17 protein-coding genes are annotated in these 26,106 nt (G+C 61.8%); 9 read left to right on the top strand and 8 right to left on the bottom strand.

Annotated features, from left to right (window positions below):
* Nucleotides 1–22: 22 nt before the first annotated feature.
* A complete protein-coding gene (locus ASD00_RS10350) occupies nt 23–910 on the top strand; it encodes a ParB/RepB/Spo0J family partition protein (protein ID WP_025425295.1) in 888 nt (295 codons plus the stop codon).
* Between the two features lie 153 nt (nt 911–1,063).
* On the opposite strand, the gene holA is transcribed toward ASD00_RS10350, so the two are convergent.
* From holA to leuS, 3 genes are all read right to left on the bottom strand, one after another.
* A complete protein-coding gene (gene holA / locus ASD00_RS10345; protein ID WP_025425294.1) occupies nt 1,064–2,098 on the bottom strand; it encodes a DNA polymerase III subunit delta in 1,035 nt (344 codons plus the stop codon).
* Between the two features lie 113 nt (nt 2,099–2,211).
* The gene (lptE, locus tag ASD00_RS10340; protein WP_025425293.1) at nt 2,212–2,736 is read right to left on the bottom strand and encodes an LPS assembly lipoprotein LptE; all 525 of its coding nucleotides are present in this window, start codon (nt 2,734–2,736) and stop codon (nt 2,212–2,214) included.
* A complete protein-coding gene (gene leuS / locus ASD00_RS10335; protein WP_057206468.1) occupies nt 2,723–5,353 on the bottom strand; it encodes a leucine--tRNA ligase in 2,631 nt (876 codons plus the stop codon). The genes lptE and leuS overlap by 14 nt, the downstream gene beginning before the upstream one ends.
* Nucleotides 5,354–5,577: 224 nt before the next feature.
* Between leuS and ASD00_RS10330 the strand changes: the two genes are divergently transcribed.
* Both ASD00_RS10330 and ASD00_RS10325 read left to right on the top strand, forming a co-directional pair.
* Nucleotides 5,578–6,237 carry a YggS family pyridoxal phosphate-dependent enzyme gene (locus ASD00_RS10330; protein WP_025425291.1) on the top strand — a complete coding sequence of 220 codons (660 nt, stop codon included), beginning with the start codon at nt 5,578–5,580 and terminating at the stop codon, nt 6,235–6,237.
* 113 nt (nt 6,238–6,350) lie between these two features.
* Nucleotides 6,351–8,258 (top strand): AMP-binding protein, encoded by a 1,908-nt coding sequence (locus ASD00_RS10325; protein ID WP_025425290.1) that lies wholly within the window; start codon nt 6,351–6,353, stop codon nt 8,256–8,258.
* A gap of 122 nt (nt 8,259–8,380) precedes the next feature.
* Here ASD00_RS10325 and ASD00_RS10320 read toward each other — a convergent pair whose 3' ends face one another.
* Complete coding sequence (locus ASD00_RS10320; protein ID WP_025425289.1) at nt 8,381–9,250, bottom strand: LysR substrate-binding domain-containing protein; 870 nt, start codon at nt 9,248–9,250, stop codon at nt 8,381–8,383.
* 137 nt (nt 9,251–9,387) lie between these two features.
* Here ASD00_RS10320 and ASD00_RS10315 point away from each other — a divergent pair, with 137 nt between their 5' ends.
* The gene (locus ASD00_RS10315; RefSeq protein ID WP_057206465.1) at nt 9,388–9,774 is read left to right on the top strand and encodes an ectoine synthase; all 387 of its coding nucleotides are present in this window, start codon (nt 9,388–9,390) and stop codon (nt 9,772–9,774) included.
* A 63-nt stretch (nt 9,775–9,837) separates the two neighbouring features.
* Here the strand turns inward: ASD00_RS10315 and ASD00_RS10310 are convergent, their stop codons facing one another.
* Nucleotides 9,838–10,539: a DUF1013 domain-containing protein gene (locus ASD00_RS10310; protein ID WP_025425287.1), complete on the bottom strand. Its 702-nt coding sequence runs from the start codon at nt 10,537–10,539 to the stop codon at nt 9,838–9,840.
* Between the two features lie 223 nt (nt 10,540–10,762).
* Between ASD00_RS10310 and acs the strand changes: the two genes are divergently transcribed.
* Nucleotides 10,763–12,712 (top strand): acetate--CoA ligase, encoded by a 1,950-nt coding sequence (gene acs, locus ASD00_RS10305; protein ID WP_025425286.1) that lies wholly within the window; start codon nt 10,763–10,765, stop codon nt 12,710–12,712.
* Nucleotides 12,713–12,949: 237 nt separating this feature from the next.
* Here acs and ASD00_RS10300 read toward each other — a convergent pair whose 3' ends face one another.
* The gene (locus ASD00_RS10300) at nt 12,950–13,150 is read right to left on the bottom strand and encodes a DUF1674 domain-containing protein (protein ID WP_038575773.1); all 201 of its coding nucleotides are present in this window, start codon (nt 13,148–13,150) and stop codon (nt 12,950–12,952) included.
* Between the two features lie 125 nt (nt 13,151–13,275).
* Here ASD00_RS10300 and htpX point away from each other — a divergent pair, with 125 nt between their 5' ends.
* The 4 genes from htpX (at nt 13,276) to purH (ending at nt 19,421) form a co-directional block, all read left to right on the top strand.
* A complete protein-coding gene (htpX, locus tag ASD00_RS10295; protein ID WP_057206463.1) occupies nt 13,276–14,244 on the top strand; it encodes a zinc metalloprotease HtpX in 969 nt (322 codons plus the stop codon).
* Nucleotides 14,244–15,656, top strand: a complete 1,413-nt coding sequence (locus ASD00_RS10290; protein WP_025425284.1) for an RsmB/NOP family class I SAM-dependent RNA methyltransferase — start codon at nt 14,244–14,246, stop codon at nt 15,654–15,656. The genes htpX and ASD00_RS10290 overlap by 1 nt, the downstream gene beginning before the upstream one ends.
* Before the next feature lie 334 nt (nt 15,657–15,990).
* On the top strand, nt 15,991–17,676 hold the full coding sequence (locus ASD00_RS10285) for a heparinase II/III family protein (RefSeq protein WP_025425283.1): 1,686 nt from the start codon (nt 15,991–15,993) through the stop codon (nt 17,674–17,676).
* A 134-nt stretch (nt 17,677–17,810) separates the two neighbouring features.
* The gene (gene purH, locus ASD00_RS10280) at nt 17,811–19,421 is read left to right on the top strand and encodes a bifunctional phosphoribosylaminoimidazolecarboxamide formyltransferase/IMP cyclohydrolase (protein ID WP_025425282.1); all 1,611 of its coding nucleotides are present in this window, start codon (nt 17,811–17,813) and stop codon (nt 19,419–19,421) included.
* Between the two features lie 144 nt (nt 19,422–19,565).
* On the opposite strand, the gene ASD00_RS10275 is transcribed toward purH, so the two are convergent.
* Together ASD00_RS10275 and ASD00_RS10270 are read right to left on the bottom strand one after the other, a co-directional pair.
* The gene (locus ASD00_RS10275; RefSeq protein WP_025425281.1) at nt 19,566–20,999 is read right to left on the bottom strand and encodes an MFS transporter; all 1,434 of its coding nucleotides are present in this window, start codon (nt 20,997–20,999) and stop codon (nt 19,566–19,568) included.
* Between the two features lie 239 nt (nt 21,000–21,238).
* The gene (locus tag ASD00_RS10270) at nt 21,239–26,032 is read right to left on the bottom strand and encodes an NAD-glutamate dehydrogenase (protein ID WP_025425280.1); all 4,794 of its coding nucleotides are present in this window, start codon (nt 26,030–26,032) and stop codon (nt 21,239–21,241) included.
* Nucleotides 26,033–26,106: the final 74 nt, after the last annotated feature.

Below are 26,106 nucleotides of genomic sequence, written 5' to 3'. Positions count from 1 at the left end.
GGAATTTAAATCGGGTGACACTATGAACGACGACAGCTCGAAGAGAAGGCTTGGCCGGGGACTGGCTGCATTGATCGGCGAGATGGATCAGCCGATACAGGCCGGCGCCTCCCCTGCTCCGGTTAACCCCGATCGGAAAGTGCCGATCGAGTTCGTATCGCGCAACCCGCGAAACCCGCGTCGACAGTTCGACGAAGGTGAACTGCAGGACCTCGCCAGTTCCATTCGGCAGCACGGCATCGTCCAGCCGGTCGTCGCTCGCACGATCGGCACTGACCGTTACGAGATCATCGCCGGGGAACGCCGCTGGCGTGCAGCGCAGCTCGCCGGCTTTACCGAAATTCCGGTTATCATCCGCGACGTTGACGATCGCACGGCGCTCGAAATCGCGATCGTCGAGAACGTGCAGCGGTCCGACCTTAACCCGCTCGACGAAGCGCTTGGCTACGAGCAGCTGATTGCCGAACACGGCTACACCCAGAACGATCTCGGCGAGATCATCGGCAAGAGCCGCAGCCATGTCGCCAACAGCCTGCGGCTTTTGAAGCTGCCCGAGCCGGTGCGGGACATGTTGTCAGAAGGAAGCCTGTCGGCAGGCCATGCGCGCGCGCTGATCCCGACGTCGGATCCGGCAACGCTCGCCCGCAACATCGTCGCAAAGGGTCTCTCCGTTCGCGACGCTGAGCGGCTGGCGCAGAACGATATTCGCGCCCAGAACGATCCCCACTACGCCAAGGCCGCACGTCGTGACGAGAAGGACGCCGATACGTTGGCGCTGGAGCGGACACTGTCCGACAGCCTCGGGCTTGAAGTCACCGTCAGTCACAAGGCTTCAGGCGGGCACCTCAGGATTTCCTACAAGACGCTTGATCAGCTTGAAGAGATCTGCCGCCTGCTCGAGCGCCGCTAGAGTGTTTTCGATTTAAACCGAACTACAGAAACGCTCTATCTCTTTGTTTTTACGCATTTCCTGACGGAAAACCGCTTCGCACCTTTCCTGGAAAGGCTTTAAGCGCGCTTCCAATTGCCCGATAGGCTGATTTGAGCCTGCTTTTGCGGGCTCTCAGCGTCTGGCTGACTGCACGGCAATCGCCAACAGGTTCTGCAGCACCATGCTCTCCTCGAGGCTCTGGCGCGTGCGGCTCTGATAGATCGTATTTTGAAGCCGTGTCAGTTCGCGGCGGATCGCCGGCGAAGACCAATGTCTGAGGGCTGCTTCGATGATGGGCTTGCGACGAAAATGCAGGTGCCGGCCCATGGTGGCGATAACCTGGCCGGCCTGCTGGCGGCTGGCATCCATTTCGGCGCGCATCAGATCGAGCTGCTGAAACTGCCTGAGGCACCCCTGCAAAACGAGGAAGGCGGGCGTTTTTGACGTGGTTATCTTCTGCATCGCATGCAATAGACCGTCAAGGTCACCCTTCAGGACCGCATCGACAGCATCATCAACGGAAATGGCGCTGGCATCGCCGACAATGTCGGTCACATCCGATTCGTCGACGGTGCTCTTGCCACGGCAATAGAGTGCAAGCTTGCGTACTTCGTTGCGCGATGCCAGGCGGTCGCCGCCAAGCGCTTCCATCAGCCGTTCACGTGCCGCCGGAGTAATGCCGAGTTTTTCTTCGCCCAATTCCTTGTCGATCAACGCCTGCAGGCTGCGGGCGTCGTCGCTGTAGCAGGCGATAGTCGCGATCGAACGTGCCGTCTCGGCCACCTTGCGCAGCGCCGATCCCTTCTTGAGATCACCCGCTTCGACGACAACATAGCTACCGGTCGGCGGTTCGCCGGCCAAAATCTGCAGACCATCGACCAACGCCTTCTCGTTGGCGGCTCCGCGGACCCAGATGAGCCTTTCGCCACCGAAGAGGCCGATCGAATTGACCTCGTCGAGCAACCGGCCGGGGCTCTGTTGCAGATCCCCGGCATCGAGCTTGGTGATGGAAAATGGGTCGTCGAGCGCAACGCCGCTGCGCGACGCGATCGCCTCTGCCCGCTCCGAAACCAGCCCGCGGTCTGGTCCGTAGAGGACAAAGAGGCGATAAAGTGCCGCTGACTTCTGTAGGAAAGAGTCGAATTCGTGCGACTTGACTTCGCTCATTCCGTCACCGCCTAGAGCGTTTCCAGTTTAGACTGACTCCCAGAAACGCTCTATCCCTTTGTTTCAACGCAATTCCTGCCGGAAAACCGCTTCGCACTTTTCCTGGAAATGCTCTATCGGCTGAGGGCCGCGGCGATATCGGCCCGGATCAGCTCTGCCAGTTCCCTTGCAGCGCGGTTCTCGCCATCGCGGACGGCGCGGACCTTGGCAAACTCCTGGACGGGAAAGTCGACAAGCGCGACGGCCGTGCGGTTGCCTGACTTGATGGTTTCGCCCGTGCCGGCCCTGGACAGGTTATAGTCCGCTTTCACGACGATACGCCCTGCGGCTGCCCGGTCCCGTGCCTGATCAAAGAGCGTGCCCATGACGCGGGTCGTGACGTTCAGCGCCAGATGATATTGCGGGTTCGCCGGTTCTCCCTGGCCGCCGGCGGCCAGGAAGATCAATGCGTTGCGCACCTCCTGCTCAACACGGTCATCCGCATCGGAGATTTCGATCGACGCAAGCGCTGCCGATGTGCCGACCGCATCGGAATAAAGTGGCCTGACCTGGCAGCCGGCGAGCGCGGTCAACATAAGAACACCAGCCAGCATCGGGAGCGACCGGATGCTGGAGCCAGCTCTATCAGACAACGACATTGACGATCCTCTGAGGCACGACGATGATTTTCTTGGGGCTGCTGCCGTTGAGAACGGACTTGACGGCATCGAGAGCGAGAACGGCATTCTCGATCGCAGTCTGATCTGCATCGCGCGCGATTGTCAAATCCGCGCGCTTCTTGCCGTTGATCTGGACCGGCAGCGTGACTTCATTCTCAACGACGAGCGCCGCATCAAACTTCGGCCAGCCGCTTTCGGCGATCAGGCCCTTGCCGCCGATCGCCTGCCAGCATTCCTCGGCCAGGTGCGGCATCATTGGGGCGATCAGGTTGACCAGGATCGATGTTGCATCCTTTGCAGCCGCTGCCAGCGCCGCATCGGCCTTGCCGGCAGCAACCTGGGTCAAGGGGGCCGCAATCACGTTCACGAGCTCATAGATACGTGCCACGGCCTTGTTGAAGGCCAGCTTGTCGTAATCGGCTTCAACCGCGCGCAGCGTCCTGTGGGCCGCCTGTGAGAGAACGAGTCCGCTGCCTTCATGGGCTGGCGCCGCCTCGACTGTGCGAAGTGTTTCCGCCGCCTCGCCGATCAGGCGCCAGACGCGCTGAACGAAGCGATGGGCGCCTTCGACGCCAGACTCTGACCAGATGACGTCACGGTCGGGCGGCGAGTCGGACAGAACGAAGAAGCGTGCGGTATCGGCGCCGTAGGAGGCGATGATATCGTCAGGATCAACGACGTTCTTCTTCGACTTCGACATCTTCTCGATCGAGCCGATGGTGATGTCTTCGCCGGTCTCGAGCAGAACGGCGCGGCGCTGTCCGTCGACCTCGTCGATGCGGATTTCCGCCGGCGTGATCCATTCGCGCTGGGCGCCTTCGCCGCGGCTGTAGGTCTCGTGCACCACCATGCCCTGGGTGAACAGGCCCTTGAACGGTTCGTCCAGGGCAACATGGCCGGTCGCCTTCATCGCGCGGGTGAAGAAGCGCGAATAGAGCAGATGTAGGATCGCGTGTTCGATACCGCCGATATACTGGTCGACGGGCAGCCAGTGGTTGGCCGTCTTCGGATCGGTCGGGTCGTCCTCCCAAGGAGCCGTGAAGCGCGTGAAGTACCAGGACGAATCGACGAAGGTGTCCATCGTGTCGGTCTCGCGACGGGCGTCCTTGCCGCAATGCGGGCAGGCCACGTGCCGCCAGGTCGGATGGCGGTCGAGCGGGTTGCCCGGCTTGTCGAAGGTGACGTCCGGCGGCAGGATGACGGGCAGGTCGGCCTTGGGAACGGGAATGACGCCGCAGTCATCGCAATGGATGACCGGGATCGGGCAGCCCCAATAGCGCTGGCGGGAAATACCCCAGTCGCGCAGGCGGAAATTGACCTTGCGTTCGGCGCGCGGCGCGCCGGCCAACACGCACTTTTCCAGCTTCGATGCCACGGTTTCGAACGCGTCTTCCGTCGACAGGCCGTCGAGAAAACGCGAATTGATCATCACGCCGTCGCCGATATAGGCCTCGTCACCGATCGCGAAGCTTTCGGCATCGGCATCCCTCGGCATGACGACCGGAACGACTGGAAGCCCATACTTGCGGGCGAAGTCGAGGTCGCGCTGGTCGCCGGACGGGCAGCCGAAGATCGCGCCCGTGCCGTAGTCCATGAGGACGAAGTTGGCGACGTAGACCGGCAGCTCCCAGCTTTCGTCGAGTGGATGCCTGGCGCGGATGCCGGTGTCCATGCCCTTCTTTTCAGCGGTCTCGAGCGCTGCAAGTGAGGTCCCGGCGCGCCGGCACTCCTCGCAGAAGGCCTCGATTGCCGGATCCTTTGCCGCTGCCTGCCTGGCAAGCGGGTGATCGGCGGAAATCGCCAGGAAGGAGGCGCCGAACAGCGTGTCCGGACGGGTAGTGTAAACGGTCAGTTCCGTGGTGTCGGCGGCGGCGGTGCCTTCGACGATCTGCCAGCGAATGGACAGGCCCTCGGAGCGGCCGATCCAGTTCTTCTGCATCAGGCGTACTTTTTCCGGCCACTGGTCCAGCGTGTCCAGAGCGTCCAGCAGTTCCTGGCTGAAGTCGGTGATGCGGAAGAACCACTGCGTCAGCTCGCGCTGCTCGACGAGCGCGCCGGAACGCCAACCGCGGCCGTCAATGACCTGCTCGTTGGCGAGAACGGTATTGTCGACCGGGTCCCAGTTGACCTTGGACTGCTTGCGGTAAACCAGGCCCTTCTCGAGAAAATCGATAAACAGGTGCTGTTGGCGCTGGTAGTATTCAGGGTCGCAGGTCGCGAATTCGCGGTTCCAGTCAAGCGACAGTCCCATGACCTTCAGCTGCGCCTTCATCGAGGCGATGTTCTGATAGGTCCAGCTGGCCGGATGCACGCCGCGCTCCATGGCGGCGTTTTCCGCCGGCATGCCGAAGGCATCCCAACCCATGGGGTGAAGCACGTTGAAGCCCCGGGCGCGCTTGTAGCGGGCGACGACGTCGCCCATCGTGTAGTTGCGCACGTGGCCCATGTGGATGCGCCCGGACGGATAGGGGAACATCTCGAGCACGTAATATTTTTCGCGCGGATCATCGTTCTCGGTCTTGAAGACCTCGCCGTTTTCCCATTCCTGCTGCCAACGCGGCTCGGCATCACGCGGATTATATCGTTCGGTAGACATGTCTTTTAGGTGTTCCGGAAGTTCTGCGGGGCAAGGGAGCGCCCTCATGATAGTTGGGGTGACCTTCATCATGAAACCGCTTGGTGGTCAAGTTTTCGAAGGGTTTGGCGCGACACTTTGGCGGATTTGGGCCGGCTCGAGCGGCGATGGCCTTGGCAAGGCGCGCAAGTTTGCCTAATCCGCTAGTTATCGCCCGGAAGGTCGTTATGTCGGAGAATATATCCATGGAAGTTCAAGAGCGGTTACAGGATGTCGTGAGCCGGATTCACACGGCGGAAAGGGCGGCAAAGCGCCCAAAGAATGCCGTCAGCCTCGTTGCCGTTTCCAAGACATTCGACGCTGACGCGATCCGTCCGGTGATCGAGGCCGGCCAACGCGTGTTCGGCGAAAACCGCGTGCAGGAAGCACAGGGCAAATGGCCGCTGCTGAAGGGCGAAAGCCCCGATCTGGCGCTGCATCTGATCGGGCCGCTGCAGTCCAACAAGGCGGCAGAAGCCGTTGCCCTGTTTGATGTCATCGAGACCGTCGATCGCGAGAAAATTGCCCGGGCGATCTCGGCGGAAATGAAGCGCCAGGACAGGACGCTTCGTCTCTATGTCCAGGTCAACACCGGTCTGGAACCGCAGAAGGCCGGAATTGCGCCTGCAGAAACCATCGCGTTCGTGACCTTCTGCCGCGAGGAACTGGATATGGTTATCGAGGGTCTGATGTGCATTCCGCCTGTCGACGAGAACCCCGGTCCGCATTTTGCGCTGTTGGCGAAACTAGCCGGCGCGTGCATGCTCGACAGGCTGTCGATGGGCATGTCCGGAGATTTCGAAACGGCGGTCCAGTTCGGCGCGACCAGCGTGCGCGTCGGTTCGGCAATTTTCGGATCACGCTGACGGCCAAAACGTCGCATTACGCTTTCGTCGGGGTTCACCTTCGTTCTCATTAGCCTATCCTTGTGCACGAGGAGGCCGGGCATCGCCCGGCATGCATTGGGAGGAGAACGGATATGGCGAGCCGCTATTCCGAAGTGTACGGCGCGTGGAAGACGGATCCGGAGGGGTTCTGGTCTGAGGCGGCAGAGGCGATCGACTGGTTCGAGAGGCCGGAGCGCGCCTTCGAGGCTGAAGGGGGCATTTATGGCCACTGGTTTCCCGGCGGGCTGACCAACAGCTGCTACAATTGCCTGGACCGGCATGTCGAAGCCGGTCGTGGCGAGCAGATCGCCTTCATCTACGACAGCCCGGTCACGTCTAGCATCGAGCGCATCTCCTATGGAGCGTTGCTCGACGACGTCAAGGCGCTGGCCGCCGTCTACCGCAAGCTCGGCGTCGACAAAGGCGATCGCATCATCATCTATATGCCGATGATCCCGCAGGCGGCGGTGGCGATGCTTGCCGCCGCGCGCATCGGCGCGGTGCATTCGGTGGTGTTTGGCGGCTTCGCCGCCAACGAACTCGCCGTTCGCATCGACGATTGCCGGGCCAAGCTCATCGTGTCGGCCAGCTGCGGCATCGAGCCCGGTCGCACGGTCGCCTACAAGCCGCTGCTCGATGCGGCGCTGACGATCGCCGAACACAAACCGGCGCATTGCCTTGTCTATCAGCGCGAGATGCTGCAGGCGGATATGACGCCGGTGCGCGATATCGACTATGCCACAGCGCTTGCGGCGGCAAAGGATGCGGGCGACGAGGCCGGTTGCACGCCGGTGGCGTCCACCGATCCGCTTTACGTGCTCTATACCTCCGGCACCACAGGCCAGCCGAAGGGCGTGGTGCGCGACAATGGCGGCCACATGGTTGCGCTCAAATGGTCGATGCAGAATTTCTTCGGCGTTCAGCCCGGTGAGGTCTTCTGGGCGGCGTCCGACATCGGCTGGGTCGTCGGGCATTCGTTCATCGTCTATGGGCCGCTTCTCAACGGCAACACCTCGATCCTGTTCGAAGGCAAGCCCGTCGGCACGCCGGATCCCGGAACCTACTGGCGGATTATCGCGGAACACGGCGTGGCCGTCATGTTCACCGCTCCGACGGCGCTGCGCGCCATTCGCAAGGAGGATCCGGATGCGTCGCTGGTGACGAACCATGATCTTTCTCGGTTTCGTGCGTTGTTTCTGGCCGGTGAACGGGCCGACCCCGACACGATCTGCTGGGCGGAAAGGGCGCTCGGTGTGCCGATCATCGACCATTGGTGGCAGACGGAAACGGGCTGGCCTGTTGCCGGCAATCCGCTCGGACTCGGACTCCTGCCTGTCAAATACGGATCACCGGCTGTTCCGTTACCCGGCTACGATGTCCAGATCCTCGACGACGCCGGTCATCCGGTCGAAGCGGGCACGCTGGGCAACGTCGTGGTCAAACTGCCTTTGCCTCCAGGGTGTCTGCCGACACTCTGGAATGCCGACCATCGGTTTCGCGCGGCCTATCTCGAGGAGTTTCCCGGCTACTACAAGACGGCCGATGCCGGCTACCTCGACGATGACGGCTATGTCTTCATCATGGCGCGCACCGACGACATCATCAATGTCGCCGGTCACCGGTTGTCGACGGGCGCCATGGAGGAAGTGTGCGCCAGCCATCCGGATGTGGCGGAATGTGCCGTCATCGGCATCGCCGACGCGCTGAAGGGTCAGATCCCCGCCGGCTTTCTGGTCATCAACTCGAATGTTTCCCGTGAAACATCCGAGATCGAACGGGAGGTCATCAGTCTCGTGCGTGATCGCATCGGGCCGGTGGCCGCCTTCCGCGTGGCGATGTGCGTCAAGCGGCTGCCGAAAACCCGATCCGGCAAGATCCTGCGCGCGACGATCCAGAAGATCGCCGATCGCCAACCGTGGAAAATGCCGGCGACAATCGACGACCCAGCGATCCTCGATGAGATTGCCGCGGTGCTTCATTCCAAGGGTATCGGCATCTGATCGTGCATTCTACAGCGCCGCGCGTCTTATTAGACGCGCAAAGGTCGCTGTAGCACTTTGAATGGCTGCATGTTTTTATCCTTAAATCGAATAGGATTTAAGGAAACATGCAGGAGCATGCCTCAGATTCGAACGACGGAACTGAACCACGTGCTGAAGGCCGCCACCGGTTTGCTGCGCAGGTTCTTGGTGATGAGGTAGTAACTCTCGTCTTCAAGTGTGGCGATCGGCGAGAGGACGATGAGATCGCCGTGCTCGATCTCGCGGCGAAAGACTTCGACCGGGCAGAGCGCCACGCCATGGCCGGCGATCACGGCCGTCGCCAGCAGGTTGAAATCCTGGAAAACCGGACCGCGGCGCGGCGGTCGAGCCATGGGCAGGCCGGCTGTCGCAAACCATTCTTGCCACCGCGCGATCGTCTCGTCGTGAAGCAGGTCGGCGGTGGTGATTGCCTCTGGTGTGTCGAGCGCGCCTTTGCGCTCGATGTAACGAGGGCTGGCGACCGGGCGGTTCGCACGCGAAAACAGCCGGTCGCATTGCGTCCCGACGGATAGGTCCGCACCGAGCGTGATGAGCACGTCGCAACCCGTCTCCCGCAGCCTCTGCTCGGCCATCGCGTAGATTACCTTTACATCGACGTCCGGGTGCCGTTCGAGGAAATCGCTGAGCGCCGGTATCAGCCAGCGCGTGGCGATCGATGGGATGCAAGCGACGGTGATCGATGATTTGGCGTTGGCGCGCAGCATTTCTGTTTCGATCGCGATGCGCGCAAAACACGATGTCAAGGCGTCGGCCAACCGCTCGGCGTCAGGAAGGAGACCGACGCCGCGCTTTTCCCGCCGGAACAACGGCCGGCCGAACCATTCCTCGAGCAACCTTATCTGATGGCTAACTGCAGCGTGTGTGACATGCAGCTCGTCCGCGGCACGTGAAAAGCTGGCGAGCCGGGCGGCGGCCTCGAATGCGCGAAGCATGCCGAGTGGCGGAAGCATCTGCAAATTCTCCTCAACCACCTCTTGAGAAATCGTTGTTTTTCTATCGAAAAGTCCCGTGGGATAAGGATTTCAACATCACGAGAACGCATTCCGGTCTTCGTCATGTAAGAATTTCTCATAGGAGGATATAGCACATGTTCGTGCGCAGCCTGCAGGATATCGAGGCCACCGATCATTTCGTCGAATGGGGGAGCGGCACCAGCCACCGACTGCTGACGGAAAAAGATGGCATGGGTTTTACCGTTTGCCACACCGTCGTTCGCGCCAATACGGTCTCATTGCTGGAGTACCGCAACCATCTTGAGGCTTGCTACTGCATCGCCGGCCAGGGCGAGGTGGAGGATATGCAGGGCAATGTCTTTCCGATTTGTCAGGGCGACATCTACGTGCTCGATCAGCACGACAAACATTTCCTGCGGGGAGGAAAAAATGAGGATCTCATCCTCGTCAGTGTCTTCAATCCACCGCTCAAGGGGACCGAGCGCCACAATCTGAAGGACCAGTCCGGTTCGGCCTACTGAATCTGGCAAACAAAAAAGCCCGGATCGAGCGATCCGGGCTTTCGTCAGGTCATGACAAGTCGATCAATATTGATCGTCTTCGTCCTCGTCCTTGCGATCCGACTTCAGCGACTTGAGCTTGGCGAAGACGGCATCCGCATCGATTTCCTTCTCTTCTTCGCGCTCGTAGCTGAAGTTGAGCTTTTCTGTTTCCTGGGCTGCTTCGAGCGTCGCGCCGAGCTCGGCGGCTGTCGGCAGCGGACGGCCCTTGGCGGCGCGTTCGACTTCAAGGTCGAGATCGATCTGCGAGCACAGGCCAAGCGTTACCGGATCCATCGGCGTCAGGTTCGTCGAGTTCCAGTGGGTGCGCTCGCGAATCTGCTCGATCGTCGACTTCGTGGTGCCGACGAGGCGGGAAATCTGCGCGTCCTTCAGCTCGGGATGGTTGCGAACCAGCCAGAGAATGGCATTCGGGCGATCCTGGCGCTTGGAGACCGGCGTGTAGCGCGGGCCCTTGCGCTTGGAGTCGGGAACACGGACTTTCGGCTCCGAAAGCTTGAGCTTGTGGTTCGGATTTGCCTCGGCGCGGGCGATCTCGTCGCGCGACAGCTGTCCGGTTGCGATTGGATCTAGACCCTTGATGCCCTGTGCCGATTCACCGTCTGCGATCGCCTTCACTTCGAGCGGATGCAGCTTGCAAAACGTTGCAATCTGTTCGAACGACAATGCCGTATTGTCGACGAGCCAGACGGCTGTTGCCTTGGGCATAAGCAGTTGCTGAGCCATGGATATAGTCCTTTTGTCCGCCGCGCCGGTGTCGCGGGCCGTGGAGTCTACCACTGATTTCCGGGAATTGAGCGCCTCTATAGCGTCGTTGTCTCAAAATTGCAATTCTCCAGTTCCAAATGTCCTTTTGTCTAATTGCGGCGCGGCTTTGACCTGCTATGACTCGTCGCCGAGGCGGGGTCCCCGGGAGGGACCTCAGACAGGAATGCGCAGGGAGGAACGAATGTCCGCCAAGATCTATCCGGTGTTGAAGTCTGCCAAGAGCCGGACGCTGCTCGATAACGCGACCTATCTGAAGTGGTATGAGGAAAGTGTCGAGGACCCGGCCAAGTTCTGGGGCAAACACGGCAAACGGATCGACTGGTTCAAGCCCTATACCAAGGTCAAGAACACCTCTTTCAAGGGCAAGGTCTCGATCAAGTGGTACGAGGACGGCCTCACCAACGTCTCCTACAATTGCATCGACCGCCACCTGAAGACGCACGGCGAAAAGACGGCGATCATCTGGGAAGGCGACAACCCCTATATCGACAAGAAGATCACCTACAACCAGCTCTACGAGCAGGTTTGTCGGCTTGCCAACGTCCTGAAGAAGCATGGCGTCAAGAAGGGCGACCGCGTCACCATCTACATGCCGATGATCCCGGAAGCATCCTACGCGATGCTTGCCTGCGCGCGCATCGGCGCCATTCATTCGGTCGTGTTCGGCGGCTTCTCGCCGGACGCGCTCGCCGGCCGCATCGTCGACTGCGAATCCACCTTCGTCATCACCTGTGACGAGGGCGTGCGCGGTGGCAAGCCGGTGCCGCTGAAGGAAAATACCGACACCGCGATCGACATCGCCGCCAAGCAGCACGTGATCGTCAACAAGGTGCTGGTCGTGCGCCGCACCGGCGGCAAGATCGGCTGGGCGCCGGGCCGCGACCTCTGGTACCACCAGGAAACTGCGACCGTGAAGCCGCATTGCGAGCCGGCGAAGATGAAGGCGGAAGACCCGTTGTTCATCCTCTACACCTCGGGCTCGACCGGCAAGCCGAAGGGCGTGCTGCACACCACCGGCGGCTACCTCGTCTATGCCTCGATGACCCATGAATACGTGTTCGACTATCGCGACGGCGATATCTATTGGTGCACGGCGGATGTCGGCTGGGTGACCGGCCATTCCTACATCGTCTACGGACCGCTCGCCAACGCGGCGACCACCGTGATGTTCGAGGGCGTTCCGAACTTCCCCGACGCAGGCCGCTTCTGGGAAGTCATCGACAAGCACAAGGTCAACGTCTTCTACACCGCGCCGACGGCAATCCGCTCGCTGATGGGCGCCGGCGACGATTTCGTCAAGCGCGCCTCGCGCTCGTCGCTGCGCCTGCTCGGTTCGGTCGGCGAACCGATCAACCCGGAAGCCTGGGAATGGTACTACAACGTCGTTGGCGATCAGAAATCGCCGATCGTCGACACCTGGTGGCAGACGGAAACCGGCGGCATCCTGATCACGCCGCTGCCGGGCGCGACCGATCTCAAGCCCGGATCGGCGACGCGGCCCTTCTTCGGCGTCCAGCCGCAGCTGGTCGACAACGAAGGCAACGTGCTCGAAGGACCTGCCGACGGCAACCTCTGCATCACCGACAGCTGGCCCGGCCAGATGCGCACGATCTATGGCGATCATGCACGCTTCGGCCAGACCTACTTCGCCACCTACAAGGGCAAGTATTTTACGGGTGACGGCTGCCGTCGCGACGAGGATGGCTACTATTGGATCACCGGCCGCGTCGACGACGTGCTCAACGTCTCCGGACACCGGCTGGGCACGGCCGAAGTCGAATCGGCGCTTGTCTCGCACCATCTGGTGTCCGAGGCAGCCGTCGTCGGCTATCCGCACCCGATCAAGGGACAGGGCATCTACTGCTACGTCTCGCTGATGGCGGGTGAGGTCGGCAATGACGATCTGCGTCAGGCGCTGGTAAAGCACGTCCGCTCGGAAATCGGCCCGATCGCGACGCCAGACAAGATCCAGTTTGCCCCCGGCCTGCCGAAGACCCGCTCGGGCAAGATCATGCGCCGCATCCTGCGCAAGATCGCGGAAGACGATTTCGGTGCGCTTGGTGACACCTCAACGCTTGCCGATCCGGCTGTTGTGGAAGACCTGATCGCCAACCGGCAGAACAAGGCTTAACAGCAACGCACGGTAAAAAGGGCGGCTTCGAGCCGCCCTTTTTTGTATGATGTTTCGTACCGAGGCGGTGGACTGAATAGACGACTGGGTCATCGACGGGCGTTTGTGAGCCGGATTCCGATTGACGGTAAGCGGAGTTCCCGGGCGGCAGCAGGAGATCGATATGACCCACGGTTGTTTTCGGACGATCCCAAAGAAGGAAATGTTCCTTCGCTTCAAACCCGTCTGAGAGCATTCTCAGAAATCGATCGCCCTACCCTTGATTTCCCAGTCGCCGAAGCGTGCCGGGTCGGCGCCGCCGCGGCCGCCGATTTCTGTCGGCATAACCTTCTCCGCTTCAGCCTGCCGACGCTCCTCCGCTTCCTTCAGCGCGCGCATGGCCGCGGCAGGCAGCGGCTTTTTCGGGCGGTCGGGGGCATTGTCGTTGTCGTTCTGCATCTCGCCAGTATCCGGATTCGTGCATCTGTATTGAAGAACGGGGCATTTGCACCCATCATATAAGGCGCCGTTGTCCGAACGGAAACCCTGATTCACGTGAAACGTCGACGACCCGGAGCCTCTTCATGAACCTCGTTCGCACCGCCATGCTGCTTGCAGTGATGACCGCCCTGTTCATGGCGGTTGGCTTCGCCATTGGTGGACGTGGCGGCATGATGATTGCGTTCGTCATCGCCGCCGGTATGAATTTCTTCTCGTACTGGTATTCCGACCGCATGGTGCTGCGCATGTACCGTGCGCAGGAGGTCGATGAACGCAGCGCCCCGGAATATTACGGCATCGTGCGCGATCTCGCTGAGAATGCCGGCCTGCCGATGCCGCGGGTCTATGTCATCGACAACCCGCAGCCGAACGCCTTTGCAACCGGACGCAACCCGCAGAACGCCGCCGTTGCCGCCTCGACCGGACTGCTCAACGCGCTCTCCTACGACGAGGTCGCCGGCGTCATGGCGCATGAACTGGCGCACGTCCAGAACCGCGATACCCTGACAATGACGCTGACAGCCACGCTTGCCGGCGCCATTTCGATGCTGGGCAACTTCGCCTTCCTGTTTGGCGGCAATCGCGAAAACAACAACAACAACAACCCGCTCGGTTTTGTCGGGGTGCTGATTGCAATGATCGTCGCGCCGATGGCGGCCATGCTGGTGCAGATGGCGATCAGCCGTACCCGGGAATATTCCGCCGATCGCCGTGGCGCCGAAATCTGTGGCAAGCCCCTGGCTCTCGCCTCGGCGCTGCAGAAGATCGCTGGTGCTGCCCATCGGATTCACAATGACGATGCCGAGCGCAACCCGGCAACCGCGCATATGTTCATCATCAATCCGCTCTCAGGCGAGCGCATGGACAACCTGTTTTCGACCCATCCGAACACTGAAAACCGGATTGCGGCCCTGCAACAGATGGCGCAGGAGATGTCCATGGGGTCGACGCCGCCGGTTCGGGCTGATAATCCGGTGCGCAAATCGCGCTCTGTTCCCTCTACCGGTTGGGGTCGCGGTGGTTCCGAACCGCCGAAAGGTCCCTGGTCCTGATGTCTGCCGAAAACAACAACGATTCACGTCCGAAACAAAACCGCTCGCGCAAGGAGCCGGCAAAGTCGAAGAGGCCTGCGCAAGAGCAGCGCGGTCCGGAGAAGCCCGGACTGCGCACGCGACAGGCAGCGGCCAAGATTCTCGGGGCGGTCGTCGATCGCAAGACCTCGCTCGATGGCATGCTCGATCATGAGCACGGAAATCCGGCCTACCGCGAACTGAGCGAGGCCGACCGGGCGCTGGTGCGCGCCATTCTCAATTCGGCATTGCGTCATCTGCCGCGCATCCAGGCGGCAATCGGCTCGATGCTGCAGACGCCGCTTCCGGAAGGCGCGCGCGCTCTCGACCATGTGCTCGCAGTGGCTGCCGCGCAGATCCTCTATCTCGACGTTCCTGATCATTCCGCCGTCGATCTTGCCGTCGAGCAGGCGCAGGCCGATCCGCGAAACCGCCGGTTTGCCAATCTGGTCAATGCCATCCTTCGCCGCCTGTCGCGCGAGAAGGACACGATCCTGGAAAATCTGCGAACCGTTCCTGCGATGCCGGACTGGTTCTTCGACAGGCTGGTCGAGCGTTATGGACGCGAACAGGCCGATCTCATCGCCGAAGCGCAACTGACCCCAGCGGCGATCGATCTGACTGTCAAGTCGGATCCGGATGCCTGGGCCGAGCGGCTCGGCGGTACGGTGCTGCCGACAGGCTCAGTCCGCCTTGCAGAATTCTCGGGCTCTATCCCCTCCTTAGCCGGATTCTCCGATGGCGAGTGGTGGGTTCAGGATGCGGCCGCATCCATCCCTGCCCGTCTTTTCGGGTCGATTGCCGGGAAGACCGTCGTCGATCTCTGCGCGGCACCCGGTGGTAAGACGGCGCAGCTTATCCTCGCCGGTGCCGAGGTGACGGCGCTTGATCAGTCGTCGAGCCGGCTGAGGCGTCTGAAGGGCAATCTCGAGCGATTGGGCCTGGAAGCGCAGATGAAAGAGACCAACATGGCCGACTTTCGGCCGGACGAACTTTTCGATGCCGCCTTGCTCGATGCCCCCTGTTCGTCGACCGGAACGACCCGCCGTCACCCGGATGTGCTTTGGACCAAGGGTCCGGAGGACATCGAGAAGCTTGCGCTGCTTCAGGAGCGCCTGCTGCGCCACGCGCTGACGGTGGTCAAGCCGGGCGGCATCGTCGTGTTCTCCAATTGCTCGCTTGACCCACGCGAAGGCGAGGAAGTGGTCGACCGGGTGGTCGCAGCCGGCGATGATTATGAGCGGGTGCCGGTTCTGGCTGAGAATTGGCAGGGCCTTGAAGATGCGATCACCCCGCTCGGCGAAGTGCGCACCACGCCATCGATGTTCCCGCTCGATCCACCCTTTGCCGGTGGACTCGACGGATTCTACGCCGCCGTGATTCGCCGCAAATAAGTCTGGAAAAGTCGATTCGTTCTTCGGAAAGGCTCGGCCACGGGCTGTTTTGGCGCGTCATTTGACGCTTTAAGGCCATGAGCCTATCAAAGACGATAAAATTGATAAAAGTTTAATGATCTTTCCGGCACCATCCAGAGTTCACGCGGAGCGCCGCGCGTCCTTTCGGACAGAGAAGAACGCTCTGACATTTTGAAACGGCGCATCGTGCGTACCGGAGATCGAATAGGGATTTTCGGGCAACCCTGCGCGAGTGATACTGGCGCGAAGCCGATGCAGCCGTTCGTTCGTCTCGAACGGCTTGCTTCAGGATTAAGGAAATCGACGGGCGTTGATGGTGTTTTCCGGCAGGCGAAGGCTTTCTTATCTGTATGCGCGCGAAGGTTGGCGCCGCGTGTCGCGGCGACTTTCGGTCGGCCGCGTCTCGTCGCTGCGCTTTACCGGATCGACGCCCGGCCGCCTGATCGTTGCGCCGACGGACCTCAGAGCCGTCGATCCCTTCGTTGCCGAGGAGATCCTCGAGGGTCGCTTTCCGCTGGCTGGGCGGGTGCTCGACACCGAGGGCGAATCGCCCTTCGAGATCGACCTGCCGTCGCTGGAATTTGCCACCCGCCTGCATTCGTTCGGCTGGCTCAGGCATCTGCGGGCGATCCGCGAGGATGCCGGCTTCGTGCGCCTGCGGCAGATCGTTGACGACTGGATTGCCACCCACGGCCGCAATTTCGGAGGCATTGCCTGGGATGCCGACGTCATCGCCCAGCGCATCATCGCATGGCTCTCGCATTCGCCGGTGGTCCTGCGCAATGCCGAGCACGGCTTTTATCGCCGCTTCCTGAAAAGCCTGGCCTTCCAGGTTCGTTATCTCCGTCACATTGCCGAAACGGTCAGGGATGGCGAGGCTCGCCTGCGTGTGCGGATGGCGCTTGCCATGGCATCGGTTTCGATGCCGTCGACGCCGTCGGCGATCCGCAAGGCGTCGCGCCATCTCGATTTCGAGCTTGATCGGCAGATTCTCGCCGACGGCAGCCACTTTTCGCGCAGCCCGCGGGCCGGGCTTGAGTTGCTGCTCGACCTGCTGCCGCTGCGCCAGACCTATGTCAATCTGGGGCATGACGTGCCGTCGCGCCTGATCCCTTGCATCGATCGTATGTATCCGGCACTGCGCTTCTTCCGCCACCAGGGCGGCGAACTGGCGCTTTTCAACGGCGCGACCTCGGTGCTGGCGCATGAGCTTGCCTCGGTGCTGCGCTATGATGAAACCGCCGGCGAGCCATTCCGCTCGCTGCCTCTCGCGCATTACGAGCGCCTGTCGATCGAAAACACCGTGGTCATCGTCGATACCGGCCGGCCGCTTTCAGTCGACCTGTCGCGTAGCGCCCATGCCGGCTGCCTCTCGTTCGAAATGTCCTCGGGCAAGACGCGTTTCGTGATCAATTCGGGCGCGCCGAAATTTGCCGGCGAACGATTCCGCCAGATGGCACGGATGACCGCCGCCCACTCCACCGTGACCGTCAACGACACGTCCTCCTCACGCTTCTCGCAGTCACGGTTTCTGGGCCCGATCATCACCAGCGGCGTCTCGCGCGTCGTCGTCGAGCGCAAGGACGAACCGGGCCGCCAGGAATCCGTCATGGCAAACCATGACGGTTATCTCTCGTCCTTTGGGCTCCTGCACGAGCGCGACATCGGCGTGCTGAACGGCGGCCGGATGATCCGTGGGCGTGACCGGCTTTCGCGCGCCGACGGCAGCGATCCTGATGAAACGAACCTGGCCGTGGCAGTCGCCCGCTTCCATATCCACCCGGCCGTCACTATTCGCCAGAACAACGGCCGCGAGATCTATCTGACCGCGCCCGATGGTGAAATCTGGCTGTTTGCCTGCCAGGACGGCGAGCTGGCGGTCGAGGAAGACATCTTCTTTGCCGATCCCTCGGGCATTCGCGCCTCGTCGCAGCTGACGGTGACCTTCGCCGTTGCCAGGCAGCCGGAGATCCAATGGACCTTCTCGCGCACGAACTGAGGCCAACTGCGCCCCTTATTTTAGGATGTTGGCCTGCCGAGGTTTCTTCGGCCGGCAAGCTATGCTAACGGGCAGCCATCCCAATCGCCGGAGCATCCTCCCGGGCGTCCGGCGCCGCCAAAGGAGCATGGTTGATGGCTGTCGCCTCCAAGAAAATTCCCGCCCCGAACGAGGTTCCAGTCCGGACCGCTCTTCTTTCCGTGTCCGACAAGACCGGTGTCGTCGAGCTTGCCCGTGCGCTGCATGAAAAAGGCGTACGTCTGGTTTCGACCGGCGGCACCCACAAGGCACTGTCGCAGGCGGGGTTGCCAGTCAGCGACGTCGCCGAACTCACCGGCTTTCCCGAGGTTATGGATGGCCGGGTCAAAACCCTTCACCCGGGCGTGCATGGCGGCCTGCTGGCAATCCGCGACGATGCCGAGCATCAGGCGGCGATGTCGGCACATGGCATCACCGCGATCGATCTGGCGGTGATCAATCTCTATCCCTTCGAGGAGGTTCGCGCGCAGGGCGGCGATTATCCGACGACGGTCGAGAACATCGATATCGGCGGCCCGGCGATGATCCGCGCATCCGCCAAGAACCACGCCTATGTCACAATTGTCACCGATCCGGCCGACTATCCGGTCCTGCTCGAAGAACTTGCAGCAGGCGCGACGACCTATGCCTTCCGCCAGAAGATGGCGGCCAAGGCCTATGCCCGCACGGCCGCCTATGACGCAGCCATTTCCAACTGGTTTGCCGAGGCGCTCGACACGCCGATGCCGCGCCACCGCGTTCTCGGCGGCGTCTTGAAGGAGGAGATGCGCTACGGTGAGAATCCGCACCAGAAGGCGGGCTTCTACGTCACCGGCGAGAACCGTCCGGGCGTTGCCACAGCTAAGCTGCTGCAGGGCAAGCAGCTTTCCTACAACAACATCAACGACACCGATGCCGCCTTCGAACTCGTCGCCGAGTTCCTGCCGGAAAAAGCCCCGGCCGTGGCGATCATCAAGCATGCCAATCCTTGCGGCGTGGCCACGGCCCCGACGCTGGTCGAAGCTTATCGACGCGCGCTTGCCTGCGATTCCACCTCAGCTTTTGGCGGCATCATCGCGCTCAACCAGATGCTCGATGCGGAAACGGCCGAAGCGATCGTCAAGCTCTTTACCGAAGTGATCATCGCGCCTGAGGTCAGCGATGAGGCCAAGGCCGTCATCGCCCGCAAGCCGAACCTGCGGCTCTTGACCACGGGCGCCCTGCCGGATCCGCGCATCCCCGGCCTTTCCGCCAAGACCGTATCCGGCGGCCTTCTCGTCCAGACCCGCGACAACGGCATGGTCGAAGACCTGGAGCTGAAGGTGGTGACCAAGCGTGCACCGACGGCGCAGGAACTGGAAGACATGAAGTTTGCCTTCAAGGTGGCAAAACACGTCAAGTCGAACGCCGTCGTCTATGCCAAGGATGGCCAGACCGCAGGCATCGGCGCCGGGCAGATGAGCCGGGTCGATTCGGCCCGCATCGCCGCGATCAAGGCCGAAGAAGCCGCCAAGGCGCTCGGCCTCGCAACGCCGTTGACGCGCGGCTCGGCCGTCGCCTCCGAGGCTTTCCTGCCGTTTGCCGATGGCTTGCTGTCGGCGATCGCTGCCGGTGCCACGGCGGTGATCCAGCCCGGTGGTTCGATGCGCGACGAGGAAGTGATTGCCGCGGCCGACGAGCATGGCGTTGCGATGGTCTTCACCGGTATGCGCCACTTCCGCCACTAAACCGGATCGGTTGCATTTTCAGTTGCTACTGCATGTTTCCATAAATCCTATTCGATTTAAGGATAAAAACATGCAGCAATTCAAAGTGCTACAGCGACCTTTGCGCGTTAATAAGACGCACGGCGCTGTAGTAAAGTCCGAGTTTTATTCCTCAGAGCCGTCGCGTCCCCAGGACGCGGCGGCTTTCGTATGTCCGGCATTCGCCGGATAAGGCGTGCGCAGCAGGATCAGAAAACCGAGGACGAGGAAGACGACGAGCGCCATCATGCCGATGCGGGCGGAGCCGGTCATGAGCGTGATCGTGGCGACCGACGCGGGCGCAAGAAACGACGTCGCACGGCCGGAAAGTGCATAGAGACCAAAGTAGCGCCCTGCTTCGTCCAGGCTGACGCTGCGCGCCAGATAGGAGCGCGACGACGCCTGAACCGGCCCGAAGGCGATACCGACGAGCAGGCCGTAGACGATATAGGCCTTCTCGGCTGCAGTGCCGAAGATGCCGCCCGAATCGTCCGTCGGCAGGGGAAGCAGACCGAAGAAGGTGAAGCCCGGTCCTGTCGAGACGATGCCAAGCGTGGCAATGATCAGGCAGACCAGGCTGGCGATCACGATGGTCTTTGAACCGAGCCGGGCATCGAGCTTGCTTGCATAGAGGCAGCCACCGATGGCAACGACGTTGAGGATGATGCCATAGATGCCGAGTTCCATGGTTTGCCAGGCGAACATGGCGGCGGCGAAGGTGCCGCCCAGTGCCAGCAGGCCATTGACCCCATCCTGAAAGATCATGCGGGCGATGAGGAAGCGCAGGATGCCGCGCCTTTGCCTGAGTTCGCCGAGTGTGCCTTTCAGTTCGCGCAGTCCCGTTCGGGTCGCCCCTGCAAGCGACATGGTCGCCTTGGTCGCATCCGGCGTGAACAGGAACATCGGAATGATGAACACGAGGTACCAGAGCGCCGATATCGGCCCGGTGATGCGCGCGTCCTCGCCCTTTGCCGGATCGAGCCCAAACAGCGGATCGATGCCGAGAGCGGTCTTGCCGGTTTCCGGATTTCCGGCAAGAAGCGCCACGACAGCGATGAGCACGATCATCCCGCCGAGATAGCCGAGGCCCCAGGCGATGTTGGAAATGCGGCCGATGTCCTTCTCGTCCACAAGTCGCGTCATCATCGAATCATTGAACACGATCGAGAATTCGGCAGCGACGGTGGCCAGCACCATGAAGATGACGGCGTAGATGATCGGTGAGCCGGGGGCGGCAAACCAGAGCATCGCCAGCGATACGATCTTGATGATGGCGAAAAAGCCGATCCACGGCTTGCGCGGTCCGGTGGCGTCGGCGATCGAGCCGAGAACCGGGGAGAGAATGGCGATGATGATGCCGGAAATGGTGAGCGTATAGCCCCACATCGCCTGGCCGATAGCATGATCCTCAGTCAGCCGGGAAACGAAGTAGGGGCCGAAGATGAAGGTGGTGATCACCGTGAAGAACGGTTGGGCCGCCCAGTCGAACAGCATCCATCCGGCAATGCCGAGACGGGTCGTTCCCGGCTTGTCTGCAGCCCTGTCCGCCGAAATCGCCAATTACCCCTCCCGGAAATGACTGCGCCGTGCGTTCTAATGAACGCGCGGCGCAGAAAGATCGTCATATCTCGCTCATCGAGACCGGGTTGACGGAGCATCCCCGGCCCGATCTTGCGCTACTGCATGTTTCCTTAAATCCTATTCGATTTAAGGATTAAACCATGCAGCAATTCAAACTGCTACAGCGACCTTTGCGCGTCTAATAAGACGCCCGGCGCTGTAGTCCGGGGCGGACTGTGTCATTTCACCCTGCCGCGTGCAAGGTCGTTGAGCAGACCCGCGGCAACCGTGATCTTGGCAAGCGTGGTCTCGCCCTTCTCAGTCAGGAGCGTCAGCTGGCCGCCCGCGCGTGAAACGCGTTCGCGGTCGTTTTCCTGCCAGGCCTGGACGGGATTGCGCTCGCTCTTCTGCTCGCGCAGCGCCGCTGCGGTGATGTCGCGTCTGGCGCCGGCAATGTCCGAGATCGCGCGCGACAGCGCCATTGCCTCGAACTGCTCGGTTGCCGGTACGCGGTCGGCTGCCGCCAGCAGGCGGTTGATCCGCAGCGTTTCGGTGACGGCAAAATAACCCTGTGCCGTGCGGCTCAGCGTCTCGCCGGTTTCAGCTGATATCTGCATGATTTCGGGCACGAGGGTCATCAGCGCCAGTTCCAGGATCTCATCCGCCAGTTTCTCCGGCACGCCGCCCTCGACGAAGGCTGCGGTCTTTACCCGAGCTTCGTCGGCGGTTTCGCCTGAAATCGCGGTGCGCATGGTGCTGCGCAGCTTCTGCAGCCCGTCGCGCAGGCGCGTCACGGCTTCCGAAACCGAACCCGTTGCCGCATGGGTGCGCAGGGCCCGCTCCGTCACGAGCGTGAAGATGCGCCCGACTTCCTGGTAGAGCGCATTCTGGAGGGCGCCGCTGATGCGATTGTCCAGGGCATCGATCTCGTCATAGATCCGCGGCAGGTCGAAGCCATCGAGTGCCAAAACAGCCGCCTTGACGACGTCTGCCGAGAGGAAGCCGGTGGCATCCGTCAAGGTCGAGACGAAAGCGGGGCCGCCGCGATTGATGGTTTCGTTGGCCAGCACCGTCGCGATGATCTCGCGGCGCAGCCGGTGGCCGTGGATGTCGCCGGCATAAGTCTTGCGCATCTTGCCGGGGAAGTAGCGTTCCAGGGTCGCCGTGAAATACGGGTCGTCGGGAAGCTCGCTGGCGATCAGCTCGTCGAACAGCACCAGCTTCGAGTAGGACAGGAGGACGCCGATCTCCGCGCGTGTCAGCGGCTTGCCGGCCTGATAGCGCTCGGTCATGACCTGGTCGGTCGGCAGCGTCTCAACCTTGCGGTTGAGGTGGCCGTCGGCTTCGAGTCGCGTCATCAGGCGGCCGAGCGTCGTGCGGTTTCCGGTACCCTGCAGTTCGGTGAGCGAGATTGCCAGCGACTGCTCGTAGTTGTTGCGCAGTACGAGATGGCCGACTTCCTCGGTCATCGACGCCAGCAGCGTGTTGCGCTTCGGCCGGGTCAGGCGACCGTCGCGCATCGCCGAGGCCAGCGCGATCTTGATGTTGACCTCGACGTCGGACGAGTTGACGCCCGCCGAGTTGTCGATGGCGTCGGAGTTGCAGCGACCGCCATTGAGGCCGAAGCCGATACGGCCCTTCTGGGTCACGCCGAGGTTTGCGCCCTCGCCGATGACACGGGCGCGGACCTCTTCGGCGACCACACGGATCGCGTCGTTGGCGCGGTCGCCAACCTCGGCATCCGTCTCGTTGCTGCCGCGCACATAGGTGCCGATGCCGCCGAACCAGAGAAGATCGACCTGGCTCTTCAGGATCGCGTTCATGATCTCGAACGGCGTGGCCTTCTGCTTGTCGATGCAGATCGCCGCCATGGCTTCCGGTGTCAGCGTCACCGACTTTTCGGCGCGGGAAATGATCATCCCGCCTTCGGAGAGCGTCTTGCGATCATAGTCCTGCCAGCTCGAACGTGGCAGGGCGAACATGCGCTTGCGTTCGGCGAAGGAAACATCCGTATCCGGATTCGGATCGATGAAGATGTCGCGATGGTCGAAGGCCGCGAGCAGACGGATCTTTTCCGAAAGCAGCATGCCGTTGCCGAAGACGTCGCCCGACATGTCGCCGACGCCGGCGACGGTGAAGGGAGTGGTCTGGATGTCGATGTCCATCTCGCGGAAGTGCCGCTTGGCGGTCTCCCAGGCGCCACGGGCGGTGATGCCCATCTTCTTGTGGTCGTAGCCGGCCGATCCGCCTGAGGCGAACGCGTCATCGAGCCAGAAGCCTGCTTCCTGGGCCAGGCCGTTGGCCGTGTCCGAGAAGGTCGCCGTGCCCTTGTCGGCGGCAACGACGAAGTAGGGATCGTCACCGTCGCGGCGCAGCGTGTCGGCCGGCGGCACGACATCCTGGCCGACAATGTTGTCGGTGACCGACAGCATCGTGCGGATGAAGGTCTTGTAGGCTTCGGTTCCGGCCTTGAACACCTCGTCGCGGTTGCCGCCAACCGGCAGCTGCTTCGGGTAGAAGCCACCCTTGGCGCCAACGGGCACGATGACGGCGTTCTTGACCTGCTGTGCCTTCACCAGGCCCAGTACTTCGGTGCGGTAGTCCTGTGCGCGGTCGGACCAGCGAAGACCGCCACGGGCGACCTTGCCGAAACGCAGATGCACGCCTTCGACTTCGGTGCCGTAGACGAAGATTTCGCGGAACGGACGCGGCTCGGGCAAGCCTTCGAGCTGCTTGGGATCGAGCTTGACGGCAAGGACCGCACGCGGCTTTCCGTCGGCATCCTTCTGGAAGTAATTGGTGCGGAGCGTCGCCTCGATGGCGTTGACGTAGCGGCGCAGGATCCGGTCCTCGTCGAGGCTCGGTACCGCCGACAGTGCGGTCTCGATCGATGCGATCAGGGCGTTGCACTTCTTGGCACGCGGCTTCTCCTCGATCGCCGGGTCCATGCGGGTGACGAACAGCTTGAAGATATCGGCGGCAATCGCCGGATATTTGTTCAGCGTGTCGGCGATATAGCCCTGCGAATAGGTGATGCCGGCCTGGCGGAGGTAGCGGGCATAGGCACGCAGCACCGTCACTTCGCGGGCGTTCAAGCCGGCGAGCAGGATCAGCCTGTTGAAGTTATCATCCTCGATCGTGCCGTTCCAGGCGGCGAGGAAGGCTTCCTCGAGCGCCGCACCCGACTTGTCGAGATTGAGCGCATGGCCGTCGCGATGGATCAACTCCATGTCGTGCAGCACGACGCGATGCTGGTCCTCGCCATGCTTGCCGACGTTGAGGTCGTAGGTCTGCTCGCTGATGACCCGGAAGCCGAGATTTTCGAGCAGCGGCACGCGGCGCGAAAGCGATACGGGTTCGCCGGCGTGGAAGATCTTCAGCTCGGCCGTATCAGGACGATTGACCGGGCGGTTGTAGTGGTAGAACGAGATCCGGATCGGATCTTCCGCCTTGCAGGCGGCGATATCGGCGAGATCGGCATAGGCTTCGGCCGGTGCAAAGGCCGCCTGGTAGGCTTCGCCAACGCTGAGCTCGATGCCATCCTTGCGGGCAAGCAGGTCGAAGCGATCGATCCAGCGCGTGACGATGCCTCGCACGGCCTCCTCGAGCTTGGCCTGGGGGATGCGCGGCGTCTTGCCGCTGGTCCGGCCGATGATGAAGTGCACGCGCGCCAGACCGCCCTCGGGGAAGGCCGGGTAGTAGGCCGAAACACGACCGTCATAAGCCGTCTTCAGATAGTCCCCGATCTTCTCGCGAACGTCGGAATCATATTGCTCGCGCGGTACGAAGACGATGACCGAAACGAAGCGGTCGAAATGGTCGATGCGTGGCAGAACGCGGATGCGCGGACGGTCGCCGAGCTCGTTGATCTGTTCGCAGAAGGCGGCGAGCAGGCCGACGTCGATCTGGAAGAGATCGTCGCGCGGGTAGGATTCGAGCGTGTTGTCCAGCATCTTGCCGGAATGGCTCTGCGGATCGTAGCCGAAATGATCGACGATCTTCTCGATCTTGTGGCGCAGCAGCGGGATTTCCGCGGCCTGACGGGTATAGGCCGAGGAGGTGAACAGGCCGACGATGCGCAGCTCGCCGGCGACATTGCCGTCGGCATCGAAACGCTTGACGCCGATGTAGTCCATATAGGCGCGGCGGTGCACGACCGACTTCACATTGGCCTTGGTGACGATCAGGAAATCCGGGCTTTCGAGGAAGGCCAGAATCTCCGGCGTGGTCAGAACTGCGTCCTTGCCCTGGCGCAGCACGCGCACATCGGGATTGGAAAGGATGCCGAGGCCCCTGCCCTTGCCGCGCTCGACCGTCGCCTTCCCGCCCTTGCCCGAATAGGTGTATTCGCGCATGCCGAGGAAGGTGAAGTTGTTGTCCCTGAGCCAGCGAAGGAAGGCCAGCGCTTCGTCGCGGTCGCTCTTCTTGCGCGAGGCGTTGTAGTCCTCGAGTTCCTTCATCGCGTGATCGAGCAGCGTCGTCATCGCCGGCCAGTCGTGCACGGCCTGATGAACCTGTTCGAGCACATCGCGGATACGGTTGCTGAGCGATTGCGCCTCGACCGGCGTCAACTTGCTCAGGTGGATCTGGATGTGGCTGATCCGGTGTGCCGGATCGCTCGGCTCGTCCGGATCGAACGGCTTGGCGGGCTTGCCCGGTTCCTGGACCAGAATGGGATGGATCGCGAGATGGATATCGCGGTGCGTGGTCGTCACCTCGCCCATGACCGAATCAAAGAGGAACGGCATGTTGTGTTCGGTGACGGCAATGATCGAAACCTCGGTGCCGCCAGGCGCAACGCCGGCCACGGTTTCAACCGACACTTGAGGTTTGCCGCCGTCCCAGCGTGCGAGTTCGCTTCTCGCATGGGCCGCCGTCAGTGCCAGCATGTCCGCCGAATAAAGATCGAGGTCGTCGTTGCTGGCCCCGCCGAAGAGGATCTCGGGCGCCAGCGCGTCGGTGCCCAGTTTGATGGCGGCCGCCTTCGCTGCGTCGATGTGTCTGTCCCGCTTCGGATTGTATTTCACGCCCATGAAGTTTCTCCCATTCATGATAGGCTAGACCCTATCAGAACCTTGGCTAATGGCGACCGCTTTTTATGACGATT

The sequence above is a fragment of the Ensifer sp. Root31 genome (assembly GCF_001424825.1).
In the GTDB taxonomy this organism is placed as follows: domain Bacteria; phylum Pseudomonadota; class Alphaproteobacteria; order Rhizobiales; family Rhizobiaceae; genus Ensifer; species Ensifer canadensis.
Note: the sequence above shows the minus strand (reverse complement) of the source record. Positions and strands in the feature narration are given on the sequence as shown.

What these genes read in the sequence shown, in the direction of transcription:
- ASD00_RS10350 (WP_025425295.1), top strand. Translation starts at nt 23, where the DNA reads ATGAACGACGACAGCTCGAAGAGAAGGCTTGGCCGGGGACTGGCTGCA.
- holA (WP_025425294.1), bottom strand. Translation starts at nt 2,098, where the DNA reads ATGAGCGAAGTCAAGTCGCACGAATTCGACTCTTTCCTACAGAAGTCA.
- lptE (WP_025425293.1), bottom strand. Translation starts at nt 2,736, where the DNA reads ATGTCGTTGTCTGATAGAGCTGGCTCCAGCATCCGGTCGCTCCCGATG.
- leuS (WP_057206468.1), bottom strand. Translation starts at nt 5,353, where the DNA reads ATGTCTACCGAACGATATAATCCGCGTGATGCCGAGCCGCGTTGGCAG.
- ASD00_RS10330 (WP_025425291.1), top strand. Translation starts at nt 5,578, where the DNA reads ATGGAAGTTCAAGAGCGGTTACAGGATGTCGTGAGCCGGATTCACACG.
- ASD00_RS10325 (WP_025425290.1), top strand. Translation starts at nt 6,351, where the DNA reads ATGGCGAGCCGCTATTCCGAAGTGTACGGCGCGTGGAAGACGGATCCG.
- ASD00_RS10320 (WP_025425289.1), bottom strand. Translation starts at nt 9,250, where the DNA reads ATGCTTCCGCCACTCGGCATGCTTCGCGCATTCGAGGCCGCCGCCCGG.
- ASD00_RS10315 (WP_057206465.1), top strand. Translation starts at nt 9,388, where the DNA reads ATGTTCGTGCGCAGCCTGCAGGATATCGAGGCCACCGATCATTTCGTC.
- ASD00_RS10310 (WP_025425287.1), bottom strand. Translation starts at nt 10,539, where the DNA reads ATGGCTCAGCAACTGCTTATGCCCAAGGCAACAGCCGTCTGGCTCGTC.
- acs (WP_025425286.1), top strand. Translation starts at nt 10,763, where the DNA reads ATGTCCGCCAAGATCTATCCGGTGTTGAAGTCTGCCAAGAGCCGGACG.
- ASD00_RS10300 (WP_038575773.1), bottom strand. Translation starts at nt 13,150, where the DNA reads ATGCAGAACGACAACGACAATGCCCCCGACCGCCCGAAAAAGCCGCTG.
- htpX (WP_057206463.1), top strand. Translation starts at nt 13,276, where the DNA reads ATGAACCTCGTTCGCACCGCCATGCTGCTTGCAGTGATGACCGCCCTG.
- ASD00_RS10290 (WP_025425284.1), top strand. Translation starts at nt 14,244, where the DNA reads ATGTCTGCCGAAAACAACAACGATTCACGTCCGAAACAAAACCGCTCG.
- ASD00_RS10285 (WP_025425283.1), top strand. Translation starts at nt 15,991, where the DNA reads ATGGTGTTTTCCGGCAGGCGAAGGCTTTCTTATCTGTATGCGCGCGAA.
- purH (WP_025425282.1), top strand. Translation starts at nt 17,811, where the DNA reads ATGGCTGTCGCCTCCAAGAAAATTCCCGCCCCGAACGAGGTTCCAGTC.
- ASD00_RS10270 (WP_025425280.1), bottom strand. Translation starts at nt 26,032, where the DNA reads ATGGGCGTGAAATACAATCCGAAGCGGGACAGACACATCGACGCAGCG.